General features: G+C 58.2%; 13 protein-coding genes. 4 read left to right on the top strand and 9 right to left on the bottom strand.

Annotated features, from left to right (window positions below):
- Positions 1-15: 15 nt before the first annotated feature.
- The 4 genes from U5A57_RS17775 (at position 16) to tnpC (ending at position 4,155) form a co-directional block, all read left to right on the top strand.
- Entirely contained in the window at positions 16-1,677 is a 1,662-nt protein-coding gene (locus U5A57_RS17775; protein WP_321912940.1) for a hypothetical protein, read from the top strand.
- Between the two features lie 84 nt (positions 1,678-1,761).
- Positions 1,762-2,079, top strand: coding sequence for a transposase (locus U5A57_RS17780; RefSeq protein WP_321913011.1), 318 nt, complete (start codon positions 1,762-1,764; stop codon positions 2,077-2,079).
- Positions 2,080-2,185: 106 nt separating this feature from the next.
- Positions 2,186-2,533: an IS66 family insertion sequence element accessory protein TnpB gene (gene tnpB, locus U5A57_RS17785; RefSeq protein WP_321912943.1), complete on the top strand. Its 348-nt coding sequence runs from the start codon at positions 2,186-2,188 to the stop codon at positions 2,531-2,533.
- Between the two features lie 77 nt (positions 2,534-2,610).
- Positions 2,611-4,155 carry an IS66 family transposase gene (tnpC, locus tag U5A57_RS17790; RefSeq protein ID WP_415774642.1) on the top strand — a complete coding sequence of 515 codons (1,545 nt, stop codon included), beginning with the start codon at positions 2,611-2,613 and terminating at the stop codon, positions 4,153-4,155.
- A gap of 311 nt (positions 4,156-4,466) precedes the next feature.
- Here tnpC and U5A57_RS17795 read toward each other — a convergent pair whose 3' ends face one another.
- The 9 genes from U5A57_RS17795 to rfbD form a co-directional block, all read right to left on the bottom strand.
- Positions 4,467-5,471, bottom strand: a complete 1,005-nt coding sequence (locus tag U5A57_RS17795) for a class I SAM-dependent methyltransferase (RefSeq protein ID WP_321912947.1) — start codon at positions 5,469-5,471, stop codon at positions 4,467-4,469.
- 514 nt (positions 5,472-5,985) lie between these two features.
- Positions 5,986-8,274 (bottom strand): glycosyltransferase family 2 protein, encoded by a 2,289-nt coding sequence (locus U5A57_RS17800; protein WP_321912949.1) that lies wholly within the window; start codon positions 8,272-8,274, stop codon positions 5,986-5,988.
- 26 nt (positions 8,275-8,300) lie between these two features.
- Positions 8,301-11,627 carry a class I SAM-dependent methyltransferase gene (locus U5A57_RS17805; RefSeq protein WP_321912951.1) on the bottom strand — a complete coding sequence of 1,109 codons (3,327 nt, stop codon included), beginning with the start codon at positions 11,625-11,627 and terminating at the stop codon, positions 8,301-8,303.
- Between the two features lie 69 nt (positions 11,628-11,696).
- The gene (locus U5A57_RS17810) at positions 11,697-13,157 is read right to left on the bottom strand and encodes a mannose-1-phosphate guanylyltransferase/mannose-6-phosphate isomerase (protein ID WP_321913012.1); all 1,461 of its coding nucleotides are present in this window, start codon (positions 13,155-13,157) and stop codon (positions 11,697-11,699) included.
- A 91-nt stretch (positions 13,158-13,248) separates the two neighbouring features.
- On the bottom strand, positions 13,249-15,126 hold the full coding sequence (locus U5A57_RS17815) for a glycosyltransferase family 2 protein (RefSeq protein ID WP_321913013.1): 1,878 nt from the start codon (positions 15,124-15,126) through the stop codon (positions 13,249-13,251).
- A gap of 17 nt (positions 15,127-15,143) precedes the next feature.
- Positions 15,144-15,893 carry an ABC transporter ATP-binding protein gene (locus tag U5A57_RS17820; protein WP_321912953.1) on the bottom strand — a complete coding sequence of 250 codons (750 nt, stop codon included), beginning with the start codon at positions 15,891-15,893 and terminating at the stop codon, positions 15,144-15,146.
- Positions 15,894-15,902: 9 nt separating this feature from the next.
- The gene (locus tag U5A57_RS17825) at positions 15,903-16,685 is read right to left on the bottom strand and encodes an ABC transporter permease (RefSeq protein ID WP_321912956.1); all 783 of its coding nucleotides are present in this window, start codon (positions 16,683-16,685) and stop codon (positions 15,903-15,905) included.
- A gap of 52 nt (positions 16,686-16,737) precedes the next feature.
- Entirely contained in the window at positions 16,738-17,634 is an 897-nt protein-coding gene (locus U5A57_RS17830; RefSeq protein ID WP_321912958.1) for a glycosyltransferase family 2 protein, read from the bottom strand.
- Complete coding sequence (gene rfbD, locus U5A57_RS17835) at positions 17,634-18,518, bottom strand: dTDP-4-dehydrorhamnose reductase (RefSeq protein ID WP_321912960.1); 885 nt, start codon at positions 18,516-18,518, stop codon at positions 17,634-17,636. Before rfbD ends, U5A57_RS17830 begins: the two co-directional genes overlap by 1 nt.

The raw sequence follows: 18,518 nt of genomic DNA on the forward strand, positions 1-18,518 counted from the left end.
ATGAGACTGCAACCGGTGAACGAGACAATCGGCAACAATACGACTTCCGGGAGAGTAGTCAATGTATCTGGCATAGCGACCGTTATTGCCGTCATCCTGGGCGCTTTTGTTACGATTTCGACACTCTACGGCATCCACCGTTTTTATACACCGATACCCTATTGGGATGAGTGGGACGGATATCTCGGTTTCTACATCACGAGTCTCGAAAGCGGAGGGTTTCACAACTGGTGGGCCAATCACATGGAGCATCGGATCGTGACGTCAAGGGCGCTATTCTGGCTCGACCTCCGATTCTTCCATGGCAATCACATCCTCCTGTTTGCCACCATTCTGACCACGCTGGCGGCCATTGTCTTCACGATTTCGCGACAATCAAGGGAAGTGCCACGCGCGTGGTCGGTCAGTCTGGGCCTTGCGTTCGCTTTTGCATGGGTGCAGCGTGAAGTGCTCGTCTGGGGGTTCGAGACTCAAGTCGTAGCGGCTTACTTCTTCTCTATTCTCGCATGTGCTCTCTTTTGCAGGTTCGAGAAATCCGCTCTAATCCGCTTCGTCACGGCCTATTCTGCCGCCGCGCTCGCCGAATTCTCGATGGCAAACGGGCTTGGCGTATATGCATTGCTGTTCGGTGCGACCTTACTAGCGCGGCGCCCATTGATCGAGAAGATTACGACGGCCATAGTAGGTGTAGTCATGATCGCTGTGTACTTCATCGGCTACGTGCCGCCGGAGTTGCCGGCTGCGAGCGCTGATCATGGACTACTGTTCAAGGGCGCATTCGTCTCCCTATTCATGGCGAACCCTTTGGCGATGGTTGGACTTTCGGTTCCGATTTGCGTGGTGATCGGCGCGGTCACGCTCTCTGCAGCGGTAGCGGTCTCGCTGAGAATCTATGTGAAGAAGGAAGCAACTCCATATCGGACGTTCCTGATCTGCATCTATGTCTCCGTGCTGCTTTCAGCTCTCGCAGTGACAAAGGGGCGCTCGGCGGGCGGCCTCATGGGTGCGGTGGCCGGGCGATACACGACGGGCCCGCTCATCGCCTGGTGGGTACTTGCACTGCTCCTGTTTGACTACCTGCGCAATAGGGCTGCTCGAAGCGCCGTCATGCTGATTTCCGTTGCACTGGCAACGGGAGTCGCTTTTGGGCAACGTCTAATTCTTGACGACTTCGGCTATCTCTACAGTTGGAAACTCGCCGTCTTGAGCAACCGCATCGGAATGGAACGCAAGGATCTGACGGCGCAGATTTTTCCCCAGGATCCGGAGCGCGCCCCGCGATTTGAGAGCCGAACGGCTTACGCATCAACCCACCATATCGGCTACTACAGTCAGCAGTGGCTGCGTGATGCTGGGCAGGTGAAGTTTGATCCGGCCAAAGTCGAGTCTGGCTGGTGTACCGGGATGTTCGAGAATGCGAAGAATGACGGCGAAGGAATCATCGCCGGTGGCTGGGCCGCCTCGCGAGCCGGATCCGACGCACTGATTGTCCTGACCGCCAGCGACGGTGAAACGATCGGATATGGGGTGACCGGCATGCGGCGGGACGACGTCAGGCAGGCCGTCCCTGGCTCACCGAAACTGCCGGGCTGGGTCGCCTTTGCGAAAGCAGGAACGTCACCTGCGGATGCGTACGTGTACGCCAATGAAAGATTTTGCAAACTGCGCCGACCTTGAAGGAGCTCTGTATGTAAGCGTTGCCCGAGCACCGTCTAGACTGATGACGCCAAAGTGGACAAAGTAGGCCCCACCAAACGAGTGGTGGAGCCTACTTTGTCACCTGAGATAGCAATAGCAGCGAGGCGCACGCGTAAAGGTACCCCCAACCACCCCATTGAGTTTCGGCGAGAACTCGCAAAGCTTGCATGTGAACCGGGCGTCTCGGTCGCACGACTGGCTCTGGAACACGGGCTCAATACGAACCTGTTATTCAAATGGCGCCGGGCCTATCAAGCGGGACTGTACGAGCCGCCGACACTGTTGCCGGTAGAAGTAGTACACGAGGACTGCACGATCGAGAGCGAGACTGTATTGCCCGTTCAGTCGCGGAGCAAGTCTCAGCCCGTTGTCCCGGTGTGATTGAAATTAGCGTCGGCGTCGCACGCGTGCGTATTGAGGGCACGCCCGACGCAGCCACGCTGCGTGTCGTGTTGCGTACGTTGCGTGCCGCTGCGGAGGCTGACGCGTGATCGGTCTGCCTTCCGGCACACGTGTGTGGCTGGCTGCCGGCGTGACCGACATGCGGGCCGGATTCAACAGTCTCGCCGCCAAGGTGCAGACCGTGCTGGAGCGCGATCCGTTCTGCGGGCACGTCTTTGTGTTTCGCGGCAAACGCGGCGACCTGCTCAAAGTGTTGTGGTGGAGTGGCGATGGTATGTGCCTGCTGATGAAGCGACTCGAGAAGGGGCGCTTCGTCTGGCCTCAAGCCGACGGCGGCGTTATTTGCCTGAGCCCGGCACAACTATCAATGCTGCTGGAAGGCATCGACTGGCGGCAGCCGACGAGAACGGCACGACCGACCTCAGCGTTGTAAACGTCGTCGACGGCGCGTAAACTGCCTGCATGACGCGCGCGAACCCACTTCCCGACGATGTCGAAACGCTGAAGGCCATGCTGCTCAGCCAGGAGGCGGCGCTGCGCGAGCGCGACGCACAAGTGCTCAAACTGCAGGAAACGGTCGACTCGCAACAAGCCGCGTTGGCTTCGCGCGTCGCCGAAGTCGAACACCTCAAGCTGCTCATTGCCAAGCTGCGCCGTATGCAGTTCGGTCGCAGGTCGGAGAAGCTGGACAGCCAGATCGAGCAACTCGAACTGCGCCTCGAGGAGCTTGAGGCCGACGAAGGCGCAGCGCCGGTCGAAATCCCGAAGACGCCGCGCACGGCTGTGGAACAGGCACCGCGCAGGCCACTGCCCGAACATCTGCCGCGCGAGATCCAAACGCACTTGCCCGAATCCACCGGGAAGTGCACACAGTGCGGTGGCCTGATGAAGTCACTGGGCGAAGACGTCGCCGAACAGCTTGAGTACGTACCGGCCAGCTTCCGGGTCATCCGTCATGTGCGCCCGAAGCTTGCGTGCGTGTGTTGCGATCACATCTCTCAGGCACCTGCACCGAGCCGTCCGATCGAACGCGGTCTCGCCGGCCCGGGGCTACTGGCGCACGTGCTGGTCTCGAAGTTCGCAGACCACATACCGCTTTACCGGCAATCGGTCATGTACGCGCGAGAGGGCGTCGAGCTTGATCGCTCGCTGCTTGCGAAGTGGGTCGGTCACGCAGCGACGCTGCTGCAGCCGCTCGTTGAAATACTGCGTCGTCACGTGATGTCAGCGACGAAACTGCACGCCGACGACACGCCGGTTCCAGTGCTTGCACCGGGCAACGGCAAGACGAAGACCGGTCGCCTGTGGGTGTATGTACGCGATGATCGTGCATCGGCCGACATGACGCCGCCGGCGGTGTGGTTCGCCTACACGCCGGATCGCAAGGGCATCCATCCACAGCAACATCTCGATTCGTTCAACGGCACGCTGCAAGCCGACGCATACGGTGGCTACCAGGCTATCTACGAAACCAGGAAAGTCACGGAGGCGGCTTGCTGGGCGCACGCTCGACGACAATTCTACGAATTGCATGCAGCGCGCCCCAATGCGTTGAACACCGAAGCGCTTGAGCGTATCGGCGCGCTATACAGGATTGAGGAAACCATCAGGGGCAAACCGCCCGACGAGCGCCGTGCACATCGCCAGGAGCATATGCGGCCGCTACTCGATCAATTCCACACGTGGCTCGCAACCACGCTGGAAACACTCTCGCGCAAATCGGACACGAGTCGGGCGATTCTCTATGCGTTGAATCGATGGGAAGCGCTCACACGCTATTGCGATGACGGGCAGTTGGAGATCGACAATCTACCTGTCGAGCGCGCGCTACGCGGGGTGGCGATTGGCCGCCGCAACTATCTGTTTGCCGGCGCAGATTCCGGTGGCGAACGTGCTGCCGCGATCTACAGCCTCGTTGGCACCGCAAAGCTCAACGGCATCGATCCTGAGGCGTATCTGCGCTACGTGCTCACACGTATCGCCGACCATGCGATCAATCGCATCGACGAACTCGCACCGTGGGTCGTTGCCGCTCAGTTCCACAGCGCAGCCTGAAGATCACTATCTCCAGTCAAGACGTCGCTGGTGCCACGCTTACCTCTGTATTAGTGTGCTGCCTACACCAATCAACGTGAGCCACGCTACTTTCTCGTCCGCTTGAACGGCCGGTGCGCAATTGCGTAGCCGCGCCGGTCTATCACCACCTCCGGGTCTGGCTAAACAATTGCGGCATCAATTCGGGGGACGCTCGCGCTGTTTTCGCGCACCTCGAGTTGTGCCTAGCAGGTGTGGGAGGAGTGGCCGGCGCAGGAGGAGATTTTGCGGCGGCCTTAACGAGGCCAAGTCCACTGTGACCACGCGAATCATCACTGACGCATGAAACGTGAGCGGATCTTGCGGAGAGGGGCTGTTACCCGCCAGGAGTGTGATGCCTCCATAGCCGAAATCCTGTCTTTTAGCGCCATCACGTCCTGCTCTGGAACCAAAGTAATGTTGTCTGCCTCAGGTTCACTAACGGGAGTCGGTGACTTCTGAAGTTGCGGCATGAACTCTGCGGCCGTTTCCGCCATTCGCTTCCAACTTTCAACGGCGGTCTGCCGATCCGCCGGCTTGATCCACACGATAAACTCAAGCTCATGGAATGCCGTATCGAAGAAACGTTCGCAGGCAAAATCAATGAGGCCGCCATCTGCCAAGGCCGCAAATAGCTGGGCGAATGATTTTGGTGTAAAGACCCAGCAGTGGACGTCGTGATATTCCTCGTTGCCAGCATAGTAGCGAGCGATCTCAAGTGCCTGGTTGAAAGTATGCTGCCTCTTGGCAGGACGACTGCCAAGAGGCGTACGCCACGCCTCGTCACACGGAATCGGCGACACATTCAACCTGTAGTCGAGAATCTGCTGGATCTGCGGTCGCCTTGCGCGGGCAACATACGCCGTGAGGATATCTGCCAGATTTGAATCACGACGCAGATGGTCGAACGTAAACCGTTTATCCGGAACAGCCAGACGGACCTGGCCACCGGACTTGAGGACGGAACGTAGCTCCGACAGCCACGTCACGAGGTCAGGCACGTGTTCAATAACGTGTGAAGCAACCACGTAGTCCACCGAGCGAGATCCCAATGCATCGGATAGAGTGTTCTCCCCCCAGACCGCGTCTACATCAACGATCGCTTCGACATCGACGTCCCGGTCGCCGGCGTATTTAGCTTTCAGCGATTCAGTGTCGGTATGGTCGATGTACAAAACCTGTCCGTCGGTACGACTGACAACCGGGCGGCAAAGCGCACCGATTTCCGCCCCAAGAAGTTCCTTGATCTCGAGTTCACCGATCAGTTTGTCCCTGCGGCCGACCTGCACATTTTCCATGGTACCGTCCCTGAGTCTCCAATATATATTGCAAACAAGCAGCGAAGTCGGGACAGTATACGCCACGTTTCCGAGGCGCCAGAATATGTCGGTGGTGTTTCATGCCCTGTGCATGCCAGTATCGAGTTCAGCCGCGTCTGCGGCAATGACGCCGGCTCGCCTGAAACGTGTGATTACCGAGATGACAGTTGTTACAGGACCTCGAACTCGACTGAAACGGGTTGAAAGGGGGACACTTGACCATGCCATGCTGCGAGGTGCCGGCCAAAACCCGCGGACGGCCCTCAGGAATATAAAGCTCTTTACGCCGTCGCCTTGCTCAACCGAAAGGCAGTCGCGCTATCGACGACATGACGCCGCTATTGTCTGCACGGGGCTGACTCCCTAGCTTCGCGCACGTCAGACTCTGTGGTCTTCCGCGAGCGCTTGAACGATCGCGCCGATGGTTAGCACGCCGTGCACGCATCGTCGTGATCATGTGGCAATGCGCCCCGGCCTAGTCATTGGCCTCACCCTACTTCGTCTCGACTTCGTAGCCGCCACCGTCGACTAGCCAAGGCTTGCGTACGCGCGGCGGGAAGTCCGGACGAAAATCGCCGCCCGATATAGTCAAATTAGGGTTGTAAAAGGGATCATTTTTGATTGCCCCCGCCCAAATGCGCCGGAAATTGGCGCATTCTTCGAGGAATTGATTGCGACGCCGCTCATTGGTCGGTAACCCGAGGCTAGCCGATTCGTGGTGGTAAAGAAGAGCCCGCGGCGTCCAGACGTTCGCGTACCCGGCCTTCCCCAACCGCAGCCCCAAATCGACGTCATTGAAAGCAACGGCGAAGTTGACCTCGTCGAACCCGTTGATCTCAAGAAACACTTCGCGCCGCATTAGCATGCAGGCCGCGGTGACCGCTGAGTAGCGCTGCGTGCACGCTGCTCGACCGAAATATCCCGGCGTATCGCCAGGCTCGCCGACGTGCGGATGCCCAGCGAGGCCTCCAATACCGACAACCACGCCGCTATGCTGAATCGTCCCGTTGGGATAAAGCAGCTTTGCCCCGACCGAGCCGACTTCTGACCTCAGCGCATGCCCAACCATCTCACCGAGCCATTCCGGCGCAATGACCTCGATGTCATTGTTCAGGAAACCCAATAATGGCGCATCGGTTTGCGTGACAGCCCAGTTGTTGAGTGCCGCAAAGCTGTATGGCTTATTGTAGTTGATCAGCTGTACACTTGGCTCCTGGATGATTTCCTCGAAATACTCCATCGTGGCGGGTTCGACACTCTCATTATTGACAATCAGAATTTCGTAATTCTTGTATGTCGTCTTTCCGAGAATGGAGCTGACCGCAACCCGCAGCAAATCGACTTTATCCTTCGTCGGAATGATGATTGCGACCTTCGGCTCTGGCTGGGCGACAGCCCACTTCACTTGGTAGTAGCCAAGATGCCGTTGTTGCTCGACTGTTGCGTTGCGGCCCATACGCGCCAGATGTTCGCGTATTGATCGTTCGGCGGCTTCATACGGATACAATTTCTCCGTCGCCGCAAGCGCAACCGATCCGCTAATGGCTCGCCAATGGTAGAGAATAAAAGGAATGTGCTTGATGCGCGCAGGCGCGGTCCGCTCGCTAAATCGCAGCGTAACGTCATAGTCCTGACTGCCGTTGAATGCGCTACGGAAGCCACCCATCTCGCGGAGGATCGATGTGCGATACACCGCCAGGTGCACGACAGCGTTCTGCGAGAGCATCAAGTCATAGTTCCAGTCGGACTTGAACCAAGGCTCATAACGATTACCCTGTTCGTCGATCTTATCCTCATCCGAGAACAGCATGTCGAGTTCGGGCTGCGCGTTTAACTCCGCCGCGATCATATAGAGAGCATGCGGTGCGAGTTCGTCGTCATGATCCAGCAACGCAGAAAAAATACCCGTTGCCATTTCGAGCGCGGTATTCGTCGCCTCAGCAATATGACCGTTCGCGCTGCGGCGCACGTAGCGAATTCTAGCGTCGAGACGCACATAATGTTCGCAGATCTTCTGGACGTGCGACTCCGGCGATGCGTCGTCGACGAGGCAAAGCTCCCATTCGCCATACAGTTGCGCTCGCACCGAATCAATGCATCGACGCAGGAACCGCTCTGGCGTGTTGTAGAGTGGCACAAGCACCGAGATCTGCGGGCTCACCGAAAAGCGCGCAATGTGTGCCGAGATTTTCTTCTTGTCATCCGCAGAAAGCGTATCGTATAGCTTGACCCACTCGCCATAGTCGCTCACGGGGCCACCGGCCTGCTCCTCGCTCACTCGATCCCTCAATGCGTGGCGCAAAGCACCCTTCAAGCCTCGCCGTTTCATCAGCTTTGCTGCTTGAATCGTATACGGCCAAATCAGTTGCGGCCGGCTCCCGATCGTGCGGAGTAATGGCTTGCTTCGCTGCCATGCAAGAGAGAGGCTTGAAACCGGACGAAACGAAAAGCTGTTTATCCTGAAGCGCCCTTGACCGGTCATGGGATCGAGTCGGATCTTTTGCAGGTTGCCCGGCAATGCCACTAGCACCCCCATGGTGCCGAGCGGCCGAACAGGTAGTTCCTGAACCAGTTCCTGCGAAAAACCCGCGCCGAGATCGAAATACAGTGTCGGAGAAAAAGACCCATTTTCCACTTCGACGTCGAGACAAACGACATTCCGGCCGGAAGGCATTCCCCTCGAACCGAAATCGAGTAAAAAAAATGGGTCTGCCCCGGTTGAGATCCACCAGCCGTCATCGAGTGTCAGATCGTTTGCCGGTGTGAGAGTCGGCTCGAACATAAGCATCAATCCTGAGATTACTGGTTTTACGAATGACGGCCCGTGCGGGAAATTTGTGCAAGCAGATCACCCGCTGTCTGGGTAAAGCGCTCGGGCGAACAATCCGAAGCGACTCGCGCAAGTGCATTGGTTCGTACCGATTCCCAAAGTGCCTGATCCGTATAAAGTCGGCAGCAGGCGTCGGCATACGCTTTCTCGTCATCTTCAGCGAGCAGATGCACGCCCGAATCCCAGCCCAATTGCTCGGCGATCAGCCGGGTCGTAACCATCGGGACACCGTGGGCGGCCGCTGTATGCGCCTTGGATGGGATGCCAGCCGCAATGCGTGTGGGTGCGATAACGACACGTGCACGGTCATACCACGGCGAGAGGTCATCGACCTTGCCGACCAGGTGCACCGTGCTGCTCTTCAAAGCCAGGATGCTCGACGCACGATTGTGCCCGACTATATGCAGCTTGGTCGCAGGGCCGAGTTTTTCCAGCACGCATGGCCATATCTTCTCCACGAACCAGCGAAGAGAATCGGCATTGGGCGATCTATCGTCGTGAATGCCACCGACGAACAAGAAATCTGTGCGCTGATCAAACTGACGCGGCGTAGCAAACGGCTCGACAGAGTGGCCTAAGACATAGACCGAGCCCACGCCTTGCATCTCAAATTGGCGCTTTTCTGCCTCCGAAACCGAAATAACCGCTTTCGCAGGCTTGGTCAGCGCAATCTCATCGCTAATCATTTTTTGCGCTTCAACTGCAGAAACGATTTCGCCATTTAATTTTCGCTCGAGGAGCGTGCGCGACGCGAACAGAGATTCGGCATCGTAGATAATCGCCGCATCACCCGTCCATTTGGCATGACCGCCATTGGTCACCTTCAGGAAGGCTTCCATATTGTGAGGCCGGCACACCACAATCGCATCGTAGTAGCCAAGTCGATCTCGCAAGAATTGCGGAAGATCCTTCGCCGAATGACCGCGCATCACCTCCACAGACACGGGAATTGTCTGACGGATCGCCGACCATGTCTCCTCATGCTCGAACATAGGGAAAAGCGTAATCTGTGCGCCCACTCGCTCCAGCGCGCACATAAGCTCGCGAGAACGCGGATATCCCGAACCCAGATACTCATGCGGCACGCGATCTTCAATGTAAAGCAAGCGACGCTTGTCATTACGCGCGTGACGCGCCCAAAGAATGCGCTCCAGTTCAACAGCCTTTTGATTTGCGAGCCAGGCTGCATGACGCTCGCGAAATATCGCGTGATTACGCTGCTGCAATTGCAGTGCCTGCTCGGAGCTCGAGGAACTACCGAACTCGTAATGCAGAATCACGACCTCAGGATCGTAGACCACCCGGAGCCCAGATTCCCAAAGCCGCAGGCAGAAGTCGGTCTCTTCATAGTATGCCGGTGCGTAGCTTTCATCAAATGCCTTGAGTTCCTCGAATACTGCGCGCGGCGTCATGAGAAACGCGCCGGAGCAGTAATCGACATCGCGCCGATACATGAATTCAGGCGCGTCAGGTGCGGCACCGCGGCCATAACCCGTGCACGCGCCATTGTTCCAAACGACGGAACCTGCCTCCTGCAATGATCCGTTCGGCAGAATAATGCGACCACCAACGGCACCGATATCGCCGCTCGATTCGCAAAGCGAAAACGCAGCTTCGAGCGAGCCAGGTAGCAACAATGCGTCGTTGTTAAGGAAAAGCAGGTATTTGCCGCGGGCTTCTTTCGCCGCGCGATTTGCTCCCTTCAGGAAATGGAGATTCTCGCGGCTGCGAATGATCGTGGCACCCTCGATTCGATCGAGCAGCCTGGACGTCGCGTCGGTTGAACCGTTATCCAGAATGATTACCTCAGCGCGAACGGGACTTCCATTTAACACCTCTGCGATCGACGCAAGACAGGCGTAGCTCAATTCAGCGCTGTTGTAAAAGACAAGCAGGATACTCACATCCGGAGACGCGTCACGCTTGAACCGAAGTGAACCGCTCGCCGTAAGGAATGAAGCAAGACGTACCTTGAAACCCTCACGCATAGCCGCCTTAGGATCCGCGCCGACAAGCGCTCCAGGTGCAACAGTCACTTTAGTTGAAGGTGCGCCGCTTATCTTTGCGACGGAAGAGAGCGCAGGCGCCTTTGCGAGGGACGCCCCGCCTCGCAAGCGCTTGATCATCGAACGCATAGGCGCCGTAACGCGCCACGAGGTCGAAGTTTGAAACGATCGAACGATCTGATCGCGTTCCCGTAGTTCGCTTTCGAGCAAATTGTGAATTTGGATTTCATGAGCGCTGTGCTGCGAAACAAGCTCGGCCTCCAAGTCCCTTACCCGCTGTTCCGACAGTTCGAGCTGGGTCATTTGTGCCGATTGCTTCTCCCTTGCGCGGATCAATTCGGACGCCAGTGCCTCGATGCGCTGCTCCGAGAGGTCGAGCTGGGTCGCCTGCGCTGATTGTTTGTTTTTCTCATGCTCGAGGTCTGATGTCAGCGCCTCGATGCGCTGACTGACTTCATGCTGAATAGCTCGAGCGTTCTGCGATTCGTGCGCCAGGCGTGCAATCTCTCCACCGAGGTTGATGGCGTGTCTCTCGAGATCGATCGCCTTGACGTGACGCCTGAACGCTTCGCCCCGCGCGGCAAATAGCGCGCGAACCGTTGCTGCTGCTTCTGGCACAGTTCCCAGTTCCACGAGCTTCGTCATAAGCTGTGTCTGATCTCTGCCTACGCAGAGCACACCCAAGCCTTCGGAGTTGTCAAATTCAAACGAGGGATATTTGGTCGAAAGCTCCTGCCAAAGTCTCCACACCCCAAAGCCGCGCTCTCGCACGTTGATATCGTGAAAAATGACGACCGCGCGCTCGGATAGCGCGCCGGTCCACGTTTCGAAATCGTGCTTGACGGCCTCGTAGGTATGCAGCCCGTCGATGTGAAGGAGGTCGATCTCCCCGTCTGGTTGGCCAGGAAAATACGCGCGCGCCTCGTCGAACGTCATGCGGAGAAGCTTCGAAAATTCCGCGTAGTGAAGTTCGTTGAACTTCGAAAGATCGTGAAAGACCTCATCCCCATATGCACCGGCGTGTTTGTCTCCCTGCCATGTGTCAACGGCAAAGCAGCGTGTCGACAAACCTAGCTGGGCAACTGCCTGACAAAATGCAGAGTACGAATTCCCGCTGTGTGTCCCAAGTTCGACCACGACACGCGGCTGTATCGCCTTCACGAGCCAGAACGCGGTGGCGATATGCCCTGTCCAGGCACCAGGAGAAACCAGTCGGCGAGGCTCCCAGAACAATTCTGCTTCAATTCCCAACGCCGAAATGATCTCAGGAAGCGAATATTGATCAGTTAAGGTTTTCACTTGATTCCTTTATAGCCGGAATTGAACACTCGCCACGCGAGGCGTTTTGGGTGACCCGCGTCAATCGCGTTACTCGTTTTTTCCCTGAATACAACTTTCCGATGCTTCGACGCCCCGGCCATAGTTGTCCTCAAAGCGAACGATATCGTCTTCGCTCAGATAGGCTCCCGACTGCACCTCGATCAATTCGAGTGGAATCATTCCCGGGTTTTGCAACCGATGCTTCGCACCGAGCGGGATATAGGTTGACTGGTTTTCAGTGAGCAGCAGTTCTTTGCCGTCGTTATATACGCGGGCCGTTCCACGCACGACGATCCAGTGCTCCGCACGATGGTGATGCATCTGCAGGCTCAGCGACGATCCGGGATTCACGATGATGCGCTTGACCTGGAAACGCTCGCCCTGATCGATGCTCTCGTATGTTCCCCAAGGGCGATTAACTCGTCGGTGCGTCACGGATTCGTGCCGCCCCGATGCATTGAGTTTCTCAACAATTGCCTTGACGCGCTCGGTTTCATTGCGATGCGCTACGAGCACTGCGTCGGCAGTTTCAACGATGACAAGGTCACGCACTCCAATCGCCGCGACGATGCGATGCTCGGAGCGAATGAAGCTTTGCGCGACGTTTTCGGTCATCACATCGCCAGTGAGTGTATTGCCACTGTCGTCCTTTTCCGAAATATCGGCAAGCGATGCCCAGGAGCCGATATCGCTCCATTCAAGTCCTGACGCCGCGATCACAACGGCGCGATCGGTCCTCTCCATCACGGCGTAATCGATTGAAATGTCAGGACTTGCCTCGAAAGCCTGTTGATCGAGCCGCACAAAATCTTCGTCTCGTCTCGCGGCAGCTACCGACAATTCGATCTGCGTGCGCACCGCGGGCTCAAAGCGCGCGAGTTCTTCCAGATACGCCGATGCCTTTAGCATGAACATGCCACTGTTCCAAAAGTAGCCGCCTTCTGACAGAAAGCGTTTCGCGGTAGCAAGGTCGGGTTTTTCGGCAAATTCATCGACGACATAAGCAAACTCGTGCGCCGCCAGCGCGGCGCCGGCGCGAATATATCCGTAGCCCGTGTGTGGCATGGTCGGCTCGATGCCGAATGTCACGAGACGCCCACCCATCGCGATCTGCGCCGCCTCGAGAGCATATGTCACGAATGTTTGATTGTGGGCGATCACATGATCGGACGGCAAAACCAGCAGCAGCGCATCCGGGTCTTTTTCAGCCACGAGCGACGCAGCTGCCGCCACGGCCGGCGCCGTGTTGCGCCGCGCCGGTTCGAGCACGATCGCCTCGGGTTTAACGCCGATGCTGTGCAGTTGGTCCGCAACGAGAAAACGCTGGCCCTGATTCGTGATGACGATCGGTGGACGTGCACCAGGAACGTCGGCAAGCCGAAGTGCCGTTTGTTGCACGAGCGTATGTTCGCCGGCAAGCTTGAGGTATTGCTTCGGATATCCACCGCGCGACATCGGCCAGAGGCGAGTGCCGCTACCTCCGCACAGGATTACAGGATAAACGTTCACATCGGCTCCGTGATTCATTGTGCATCTTCATTGACGTTACAGCGGGTCAGGCACCCCGACGTCAGTTTCCCCGATACATTCCGGGAACTCTTTAGGCAATTGCTGGGACTCGCGGCGGCCACGCGAGGCTGAAATCGTCGCGCTCGATAGTCAAGTTGGGGCTGTAGAAAGGATCGTACTTCAGTGCTTCGCGCCAACGCTGCTTCATCCACGCTGTCTCGCGTTCGAAGCGTTCGCGCTTCACTGGGTCGTCGTCCTGACCGCGAGTGGCGGATTCATGATGATAGAGTTCCGCGAACGGGGTCCACACATTGCGATACCCGGCTTCTCGCACACGCAGGCAGAAATCGACATCATTGTAGGCAACCGCAAGATTGACCTGGTCTAGCCCGCCAACTTCTTCATACACCGCCTTGCGCATGACAAGGCACGCAGCCGTCACGGCGGAAAAATTGCTCACGAGCGCCGCCCTGCCGAAATACCCACGCGTATTCCGCGGAACGTGTTTATGCGCGTTGCCCGCAACCCCCTGAATGCCCAGCACGAGACCAGCATGTTGAATCGTATCACTGGGATACATGAGTTTTGCGCCGACTGCACCCACATGCGGCTGCAATGCCAAGCTCACCATCTCTGAGAGCCAGTCCGACGAGATGACCTCTATGTCATTGTTCAACAGGCAGAGGACCTCGCCGTTCGCGGCTTCCACGGCGCGGTTGTTCAGCGCCGAATAGTTAAACGGTCGCGCATCGCGCAATACGCGAATCTTCGGATTCCCGGAGATCGATGTTAAAAAATGCAACGCATCGGCATCGTCCGATCCGTTATCAACAATCAGGATTTCGTAGTTCGGGTAGCGCGTTTTTTCCAGCACGCTATCGATACACTGCCGCAACAGGTGTACCGCGTTGCGCGTCGGAATGACGAGGCTGACGAGCGGCGGCTGCGCCGGCAATGCGTAGCGAACTCGATAACCGTGGTCGATGTACTCTGCCGTGCCATCGACGGCCTGTCTTCCCAGATGCTCATTGATGGCGGCTTCGCCGACGACAGCAGCATACGGCTTCGCCTCGACTCCGCTCGCCGTACTCGTCGCATGCAGACGCCAGTGATAGAGCACGCGAGGAATGTGATGAATCTGCGCAGCATCGACGCGCTCGGCGCAACGCAACGCCAGATCGTAATCCTGCGATCCTTCGAACCCGAGCCGAAACCCGCCAACCGCATCGACCAACGCCTTCCGATAGACGCCCAGATGGCTGAACATGTTATGCGAGAGAAAAAGATCGGGATTCCAGTCGCATTTGAAATACGGCTCGCGGCGCTTGCCGCTCGCGTCGATCTTGTCCTCGTCCGAATAAATGAGCTGCGCTTGTGGATGACTCACAATGGTGTCTGCGACGCAGTACAGGGCATGCTCCGGCAGCAAATCGTCGTGATCGAGCAGCGCGATCCACTCGCCTGTAGCGAGACTCAGAGCACTGTTAGACGCCGCGGAAATATGGCCATTCCTGTCGCGGAAAACGATCTTGATACGCGGCTCAGCAGCAGCGTAGCGCTCTAGCAGCTGGCGAACGGCCGGATCGGGCGAAAGATCGTCGGCAATACATAGTTCCCAGTGGGGATATAGCTGCCGCCGGACCGAGTCGATCGCCTCCGCCAGCCATTCGGGCTTCGGGTTGTAGACCGGCATCACCACCGAAATTAGAGGTGTAGACGCGAAGGCGCGAATACGCGCGCGAATCGACTCCCGAGCGTTGTCATCGATGCGATCGTAGCGCTCGATCCACCGCGCATATTCACCGGCGTCGATGACACCGGGCGCACCCGCGCGCAGCCACGTGAGTTTGCGCCTCACGCCATCCAACCCTTCGCGGCGATACACGCCATAGGCCCGACGCAGAGCGCTGGCGACGCCTCGCCCTCCCGTTAGCCGGCCCACGACGGATCGCATCTTCGACACCTTCATCTGATCGTTCAACCCGCTCAAGCCATCGCAACCTCGTATTGCGCCACCACGTCTTCGACGGGACCGAACGCGCGAATGCGTCCACGCTCCATCCACAGCACCTTGTTGCAGACCTTGCGAATCTGGTTGTTCGAATGCATGGCCAGCACGACGATCTCGGCCCGGCTATGAAGATCCGCAAGCCGCGCTTCTGCCTTGTGCATGAACGAGGCATCACCAACGCCCATCACTTCATCCAGCAGCAGGATTTCAGCGTCAACCGCGGTCGAGACAGCAAAGGCAAGGCGAACGCGCATCCCGCTCGAGTATGTGCGAATCGGCAGATCGAGGTAGTCGCCAAGCTCGCTGAACTCCGCGATCTCGTTCTGCTTCGTGCGGATCTCCGTTTCGGTCATGCCAAGCAGCAAACCGCGCAGACGAATGTTCTGCATGCCCGTCGAGTTCTCGTCCATGCCAAGGCTGATGTCGAGCAACGGCACGGCTTTGCCTTCGCGGGTCACGGCTCCACCAGTCGGCGGATAGATGCCGGCCATCACACGTAGCAGGGTGGACTTGCCCGCGCCGTTGTGGCCGATGAGGCCAATGCGGTCGCCGCGCTCGAAGCGCAGCGTCACGTCGTCAAGTGCGCGCACGACGATAACGCCGTGATTGTCTTCGGCAATCCGGTTGCGGCGCCCCATGCGCATCACCTGCTTCTTCAACGAGCGACCCTGGACGTCGAAGATCGGCAAGTCAAGGGTCACGTTTTTCAGTTCTATATAAGCCATGACGTGTCCTCAAACCCAGTACGGAATACGCTTCACATAGCGGCCGGTGAGCCACAGCGCGAGGATCCACCCCACCACGGCCATCGCGCCCGTCACGCCCCACGTCAACGCGCTTGGTACCTGCCCGATCAGGGGACCGCGCACGAGATCGAGCAGGTACGCAAGCGGATTCCACTCGACGATGAACTGAAAACGGTTGAGCGCGTTGGGCCGGAAAATGATCGGCGTGACATAGAACGCCACCTGAAGCAGCGCACCGATGATCTGCGGCAGATCGCGAAAGCGCGCGGACAGCAGGCCCGCCACCATCGCGATCCACAGAATGTTGAGTATGTACAGCAGCATGCCCGGAATGAACAGCGGCAGTGTCGCCCAGTCCTTCACGCCAAAAATCACCAGTAGCGCGACAATGATCACGGCGTTGTGCGACATCACGATCAGGTTGCGCCACACGACCTGAAGCATATAGATGAGCTTCGGCGTGGCCATCTGCCGGATGTAGGAGCCGCTGTTGATGTACGCGACGCTGCCGTCCTGGATGGTTGACGACAAGAGACCCCACATCACGAGGCTCGCCGCAAGGAACGGCAGGTAGTCGTGCATGTTCTGGCCGAACAGCGTCCCGTAGACGACGCCAAGCGAGCCAATCATCACGCCCATGCTGATGGTCAGCCAGAACGGTCCAACGCGCGAACGCGCATAACGCTGCCGAATTTCCAGCCAACCGAGTAGCGTCCACAATCGCCATGAGCTGACGCTTTGTTTCAGGTCAGCGAGTGCAAGAGTCAACATGCAAGCCTTCTAAAATATGGATAACAACCGAAGATGCGTAACCTATGCGGCCTCAGAGCGCGCCGCTGCGGCCGATCAGCCCATGCCAGATACCCAGCACCGACAAGCGCAAATGCACGAGACGCGGCCGCATGAACAGTAGATAGATCGCAAGCCGAAATGGCATCTTGACCAGTTCGGACAGCTTCCAGCTCCACGGCACATAACTGCGACCGATCAGCGCGACAGCGTTACGAAAGAGGTAATAGTGTCGCACGGGGCTGTGTCCGGGATAGCGGCGCCCAAACACACGGACGGGATCGTCCCCAAGTTCATGCGCGAGCCTAAGTGCAGGCGCGCCCAGCACGGCATAGCCTTTCGCCTTCGCACGAATACACCACTCCAGGTCGACGAAGTCGATAAAGAGCGCGTCGTCCATCGGACCGATCGACGACCATGCGGCAAGATTGAGACAAGAGCCCGAAGTAATCAGAAAGTCGACGTCTATCGGGGCCGAGCCTACCGGCGCAACACGCTGCAAGCGCAACCAGCCGAAACGCACGAACGGAGCAACGCCTCCCAGCCGATCGTCCTCGTACGCCGGCCCGATAAGAGCAACCTTCGTCCCGCGTGCCATTGCCTCGTCCATGGTGCGCCGCAGTGCGGCCAACAACTCGTCGGAGGGCTCACTGTCCTGGTCGAACAGTATGGCCATCGAGCAGCCGAGCGCAATCAACGCCTCGACGCCCTGGTTTAGCGCCGTCGCTATTCCGTGATTGACGCCGTTCGCTATGTAGTGGATGCGCGGGTCGACGCCGAGCAGCGCGGGATCCCGCACCGGCTCCGTGTTGTCGACCACGACGCACGGCCCAAATTGGGCTAGTCGGTTCGCGCGCGCCACACATCCCTCGTCGGGCCGATAAAACACCACGACCGTGCCAGCTGCGCCGCGGGCGGAACCTGGATTCATCAGCTTCCCAGACAAAGGTGTAACGCTTCCTCCCAGTGTGGAAGCTGCAGACCAAATACATCGGCAAGCTTGCGTCCGGATAGCCGGGAATTCGCAGGACGTTGCGCTGGGACCGGATATTCTGAGGCAGGAATCGGCGTCACTTTCGGGGCGTCCGGGCCCATCGCTCGCGTAAGAATGGCCTCGGCGAACCCGTGCCACGACGTCGCCCCGCCAGCCGTGAAGTTGTAGACGCCCGCGCGTTCGTGCCACCAGCTATCGCTGTTAGCCGCCAGCCCTTGAGCCACCAAATGCGCAGTCGCGGCAGCGATCGTCGTCGACCACGTCGGCGCACCGATCTGATCGACAACCACGCACAACTCAGGGCGTTCCGCGCCGAGCTTGAGCATCGTCAGCAGAAAATTCTTGCCGCGCCGCCCATATACCCAGCTCGTGCGCAGGATGAGATGCGCACAGCCGCTCGCCGCGATCGCCTGCTCGCCTTCGAGCTTCGTCTTGCCGTAGACGTTTTGCGGATTGACCGCATCGGTTTCAACGTAAGGCGTGTCCTTCGTGCCGTCGAACACGTAGTCGGTCGAGTAGTGAATCAGTGCCGCGCCACAGCGCGCGGCTTCCTCGGCCAGTACGCCCGGCGCCTCGGCGTTGAGCCGCCGCGCCGCCGCCTCATCGGATTCGGCCTTGTCGACCGCCGTATAGGCTGCAGGGTTCACGATGATAGAAGGTTTCGTCTCGCGTACGACCTCGCGCACGCGATCGAGATCTGCCAGATCCAGCGCCGCGCGGTCGAGTCCCACGACACGCCCAAGCCCCTGCAAATTGCGCAGCAGCTCAAATCCAACCTGCCCGTTTACACCCGTGACGAGAATCGTCGGCTGTTCGTTCAT

It is taken from the genome of Paraburkholderia sp. J11-2, assembly GCF_905220185.1.
In the GTDB taxonomy this organism is placed as follows: domain Bacteria; phylum Pseudomonadota; class Gammaproteobacteria; order Burkholderiales; family Burkholderiaceae; genus Paraburkholderia.

Bases quoted from the DNA above. Each gene is read 5' to 3' on its own strand.
- U5A57_RS17795 (WP_321912947.1), bottom strand. From the start codon at position 5,471: ATGGAAAATGTGCAGGTCGGCCGCAGGGACAAACTGATCGGTGAACTC.
- U5A57_RS17820 (WP_321912953.1), bottom strand. From the start codon at position 15,893: ATGGCTTATATAGAACTGAAAAACGTGACCCTTGACTTGCCGATCTTC.
- rfbD (WP_321912960.1), bottom strand. From the start codon at position 18,518: ATGAACGAACAGCCGACGATTCTCGTCACGGGTGTAAACGGGCAGGTT.
- U5A57_RS17830 (WP_321912958.1), bottom strand. From the start codon at position 17,634: ATGAATCCAGGTTCCGCCCGCGGCGCAGCTGGCACGGTCGTGGTGTTT.
- tnpC (WP_415774642.1), top strand. From the start codon at position 2,611: ATGCTGCTCAGCCAGGAGGCGGCGCTGCGCGAGCGCGACGCACAAGTG.
- U5A57_RS17800 (WP_321912949.1), bottom strand. From the start codon at position 8,274: ATGTTCGAGCCGACTCTCACACCGGCAAACGATCTGACACTCGATGAC.
- U5A57_RS17825 (WP_321912956.1), bottom strand. From the start codon at position 16,685: ATGTTGACTCTTGCACTCGCTGACCTGAAACAAAGCGTCAGCTCATGG.
- U5A57_RS17815 (WP_321913013.1), bottom strand. From the start codon at position 15,126: ATGAAGGTGTCGAAGATGCGATCCGTCGTGGGCCGGCTAACGGGAGGG.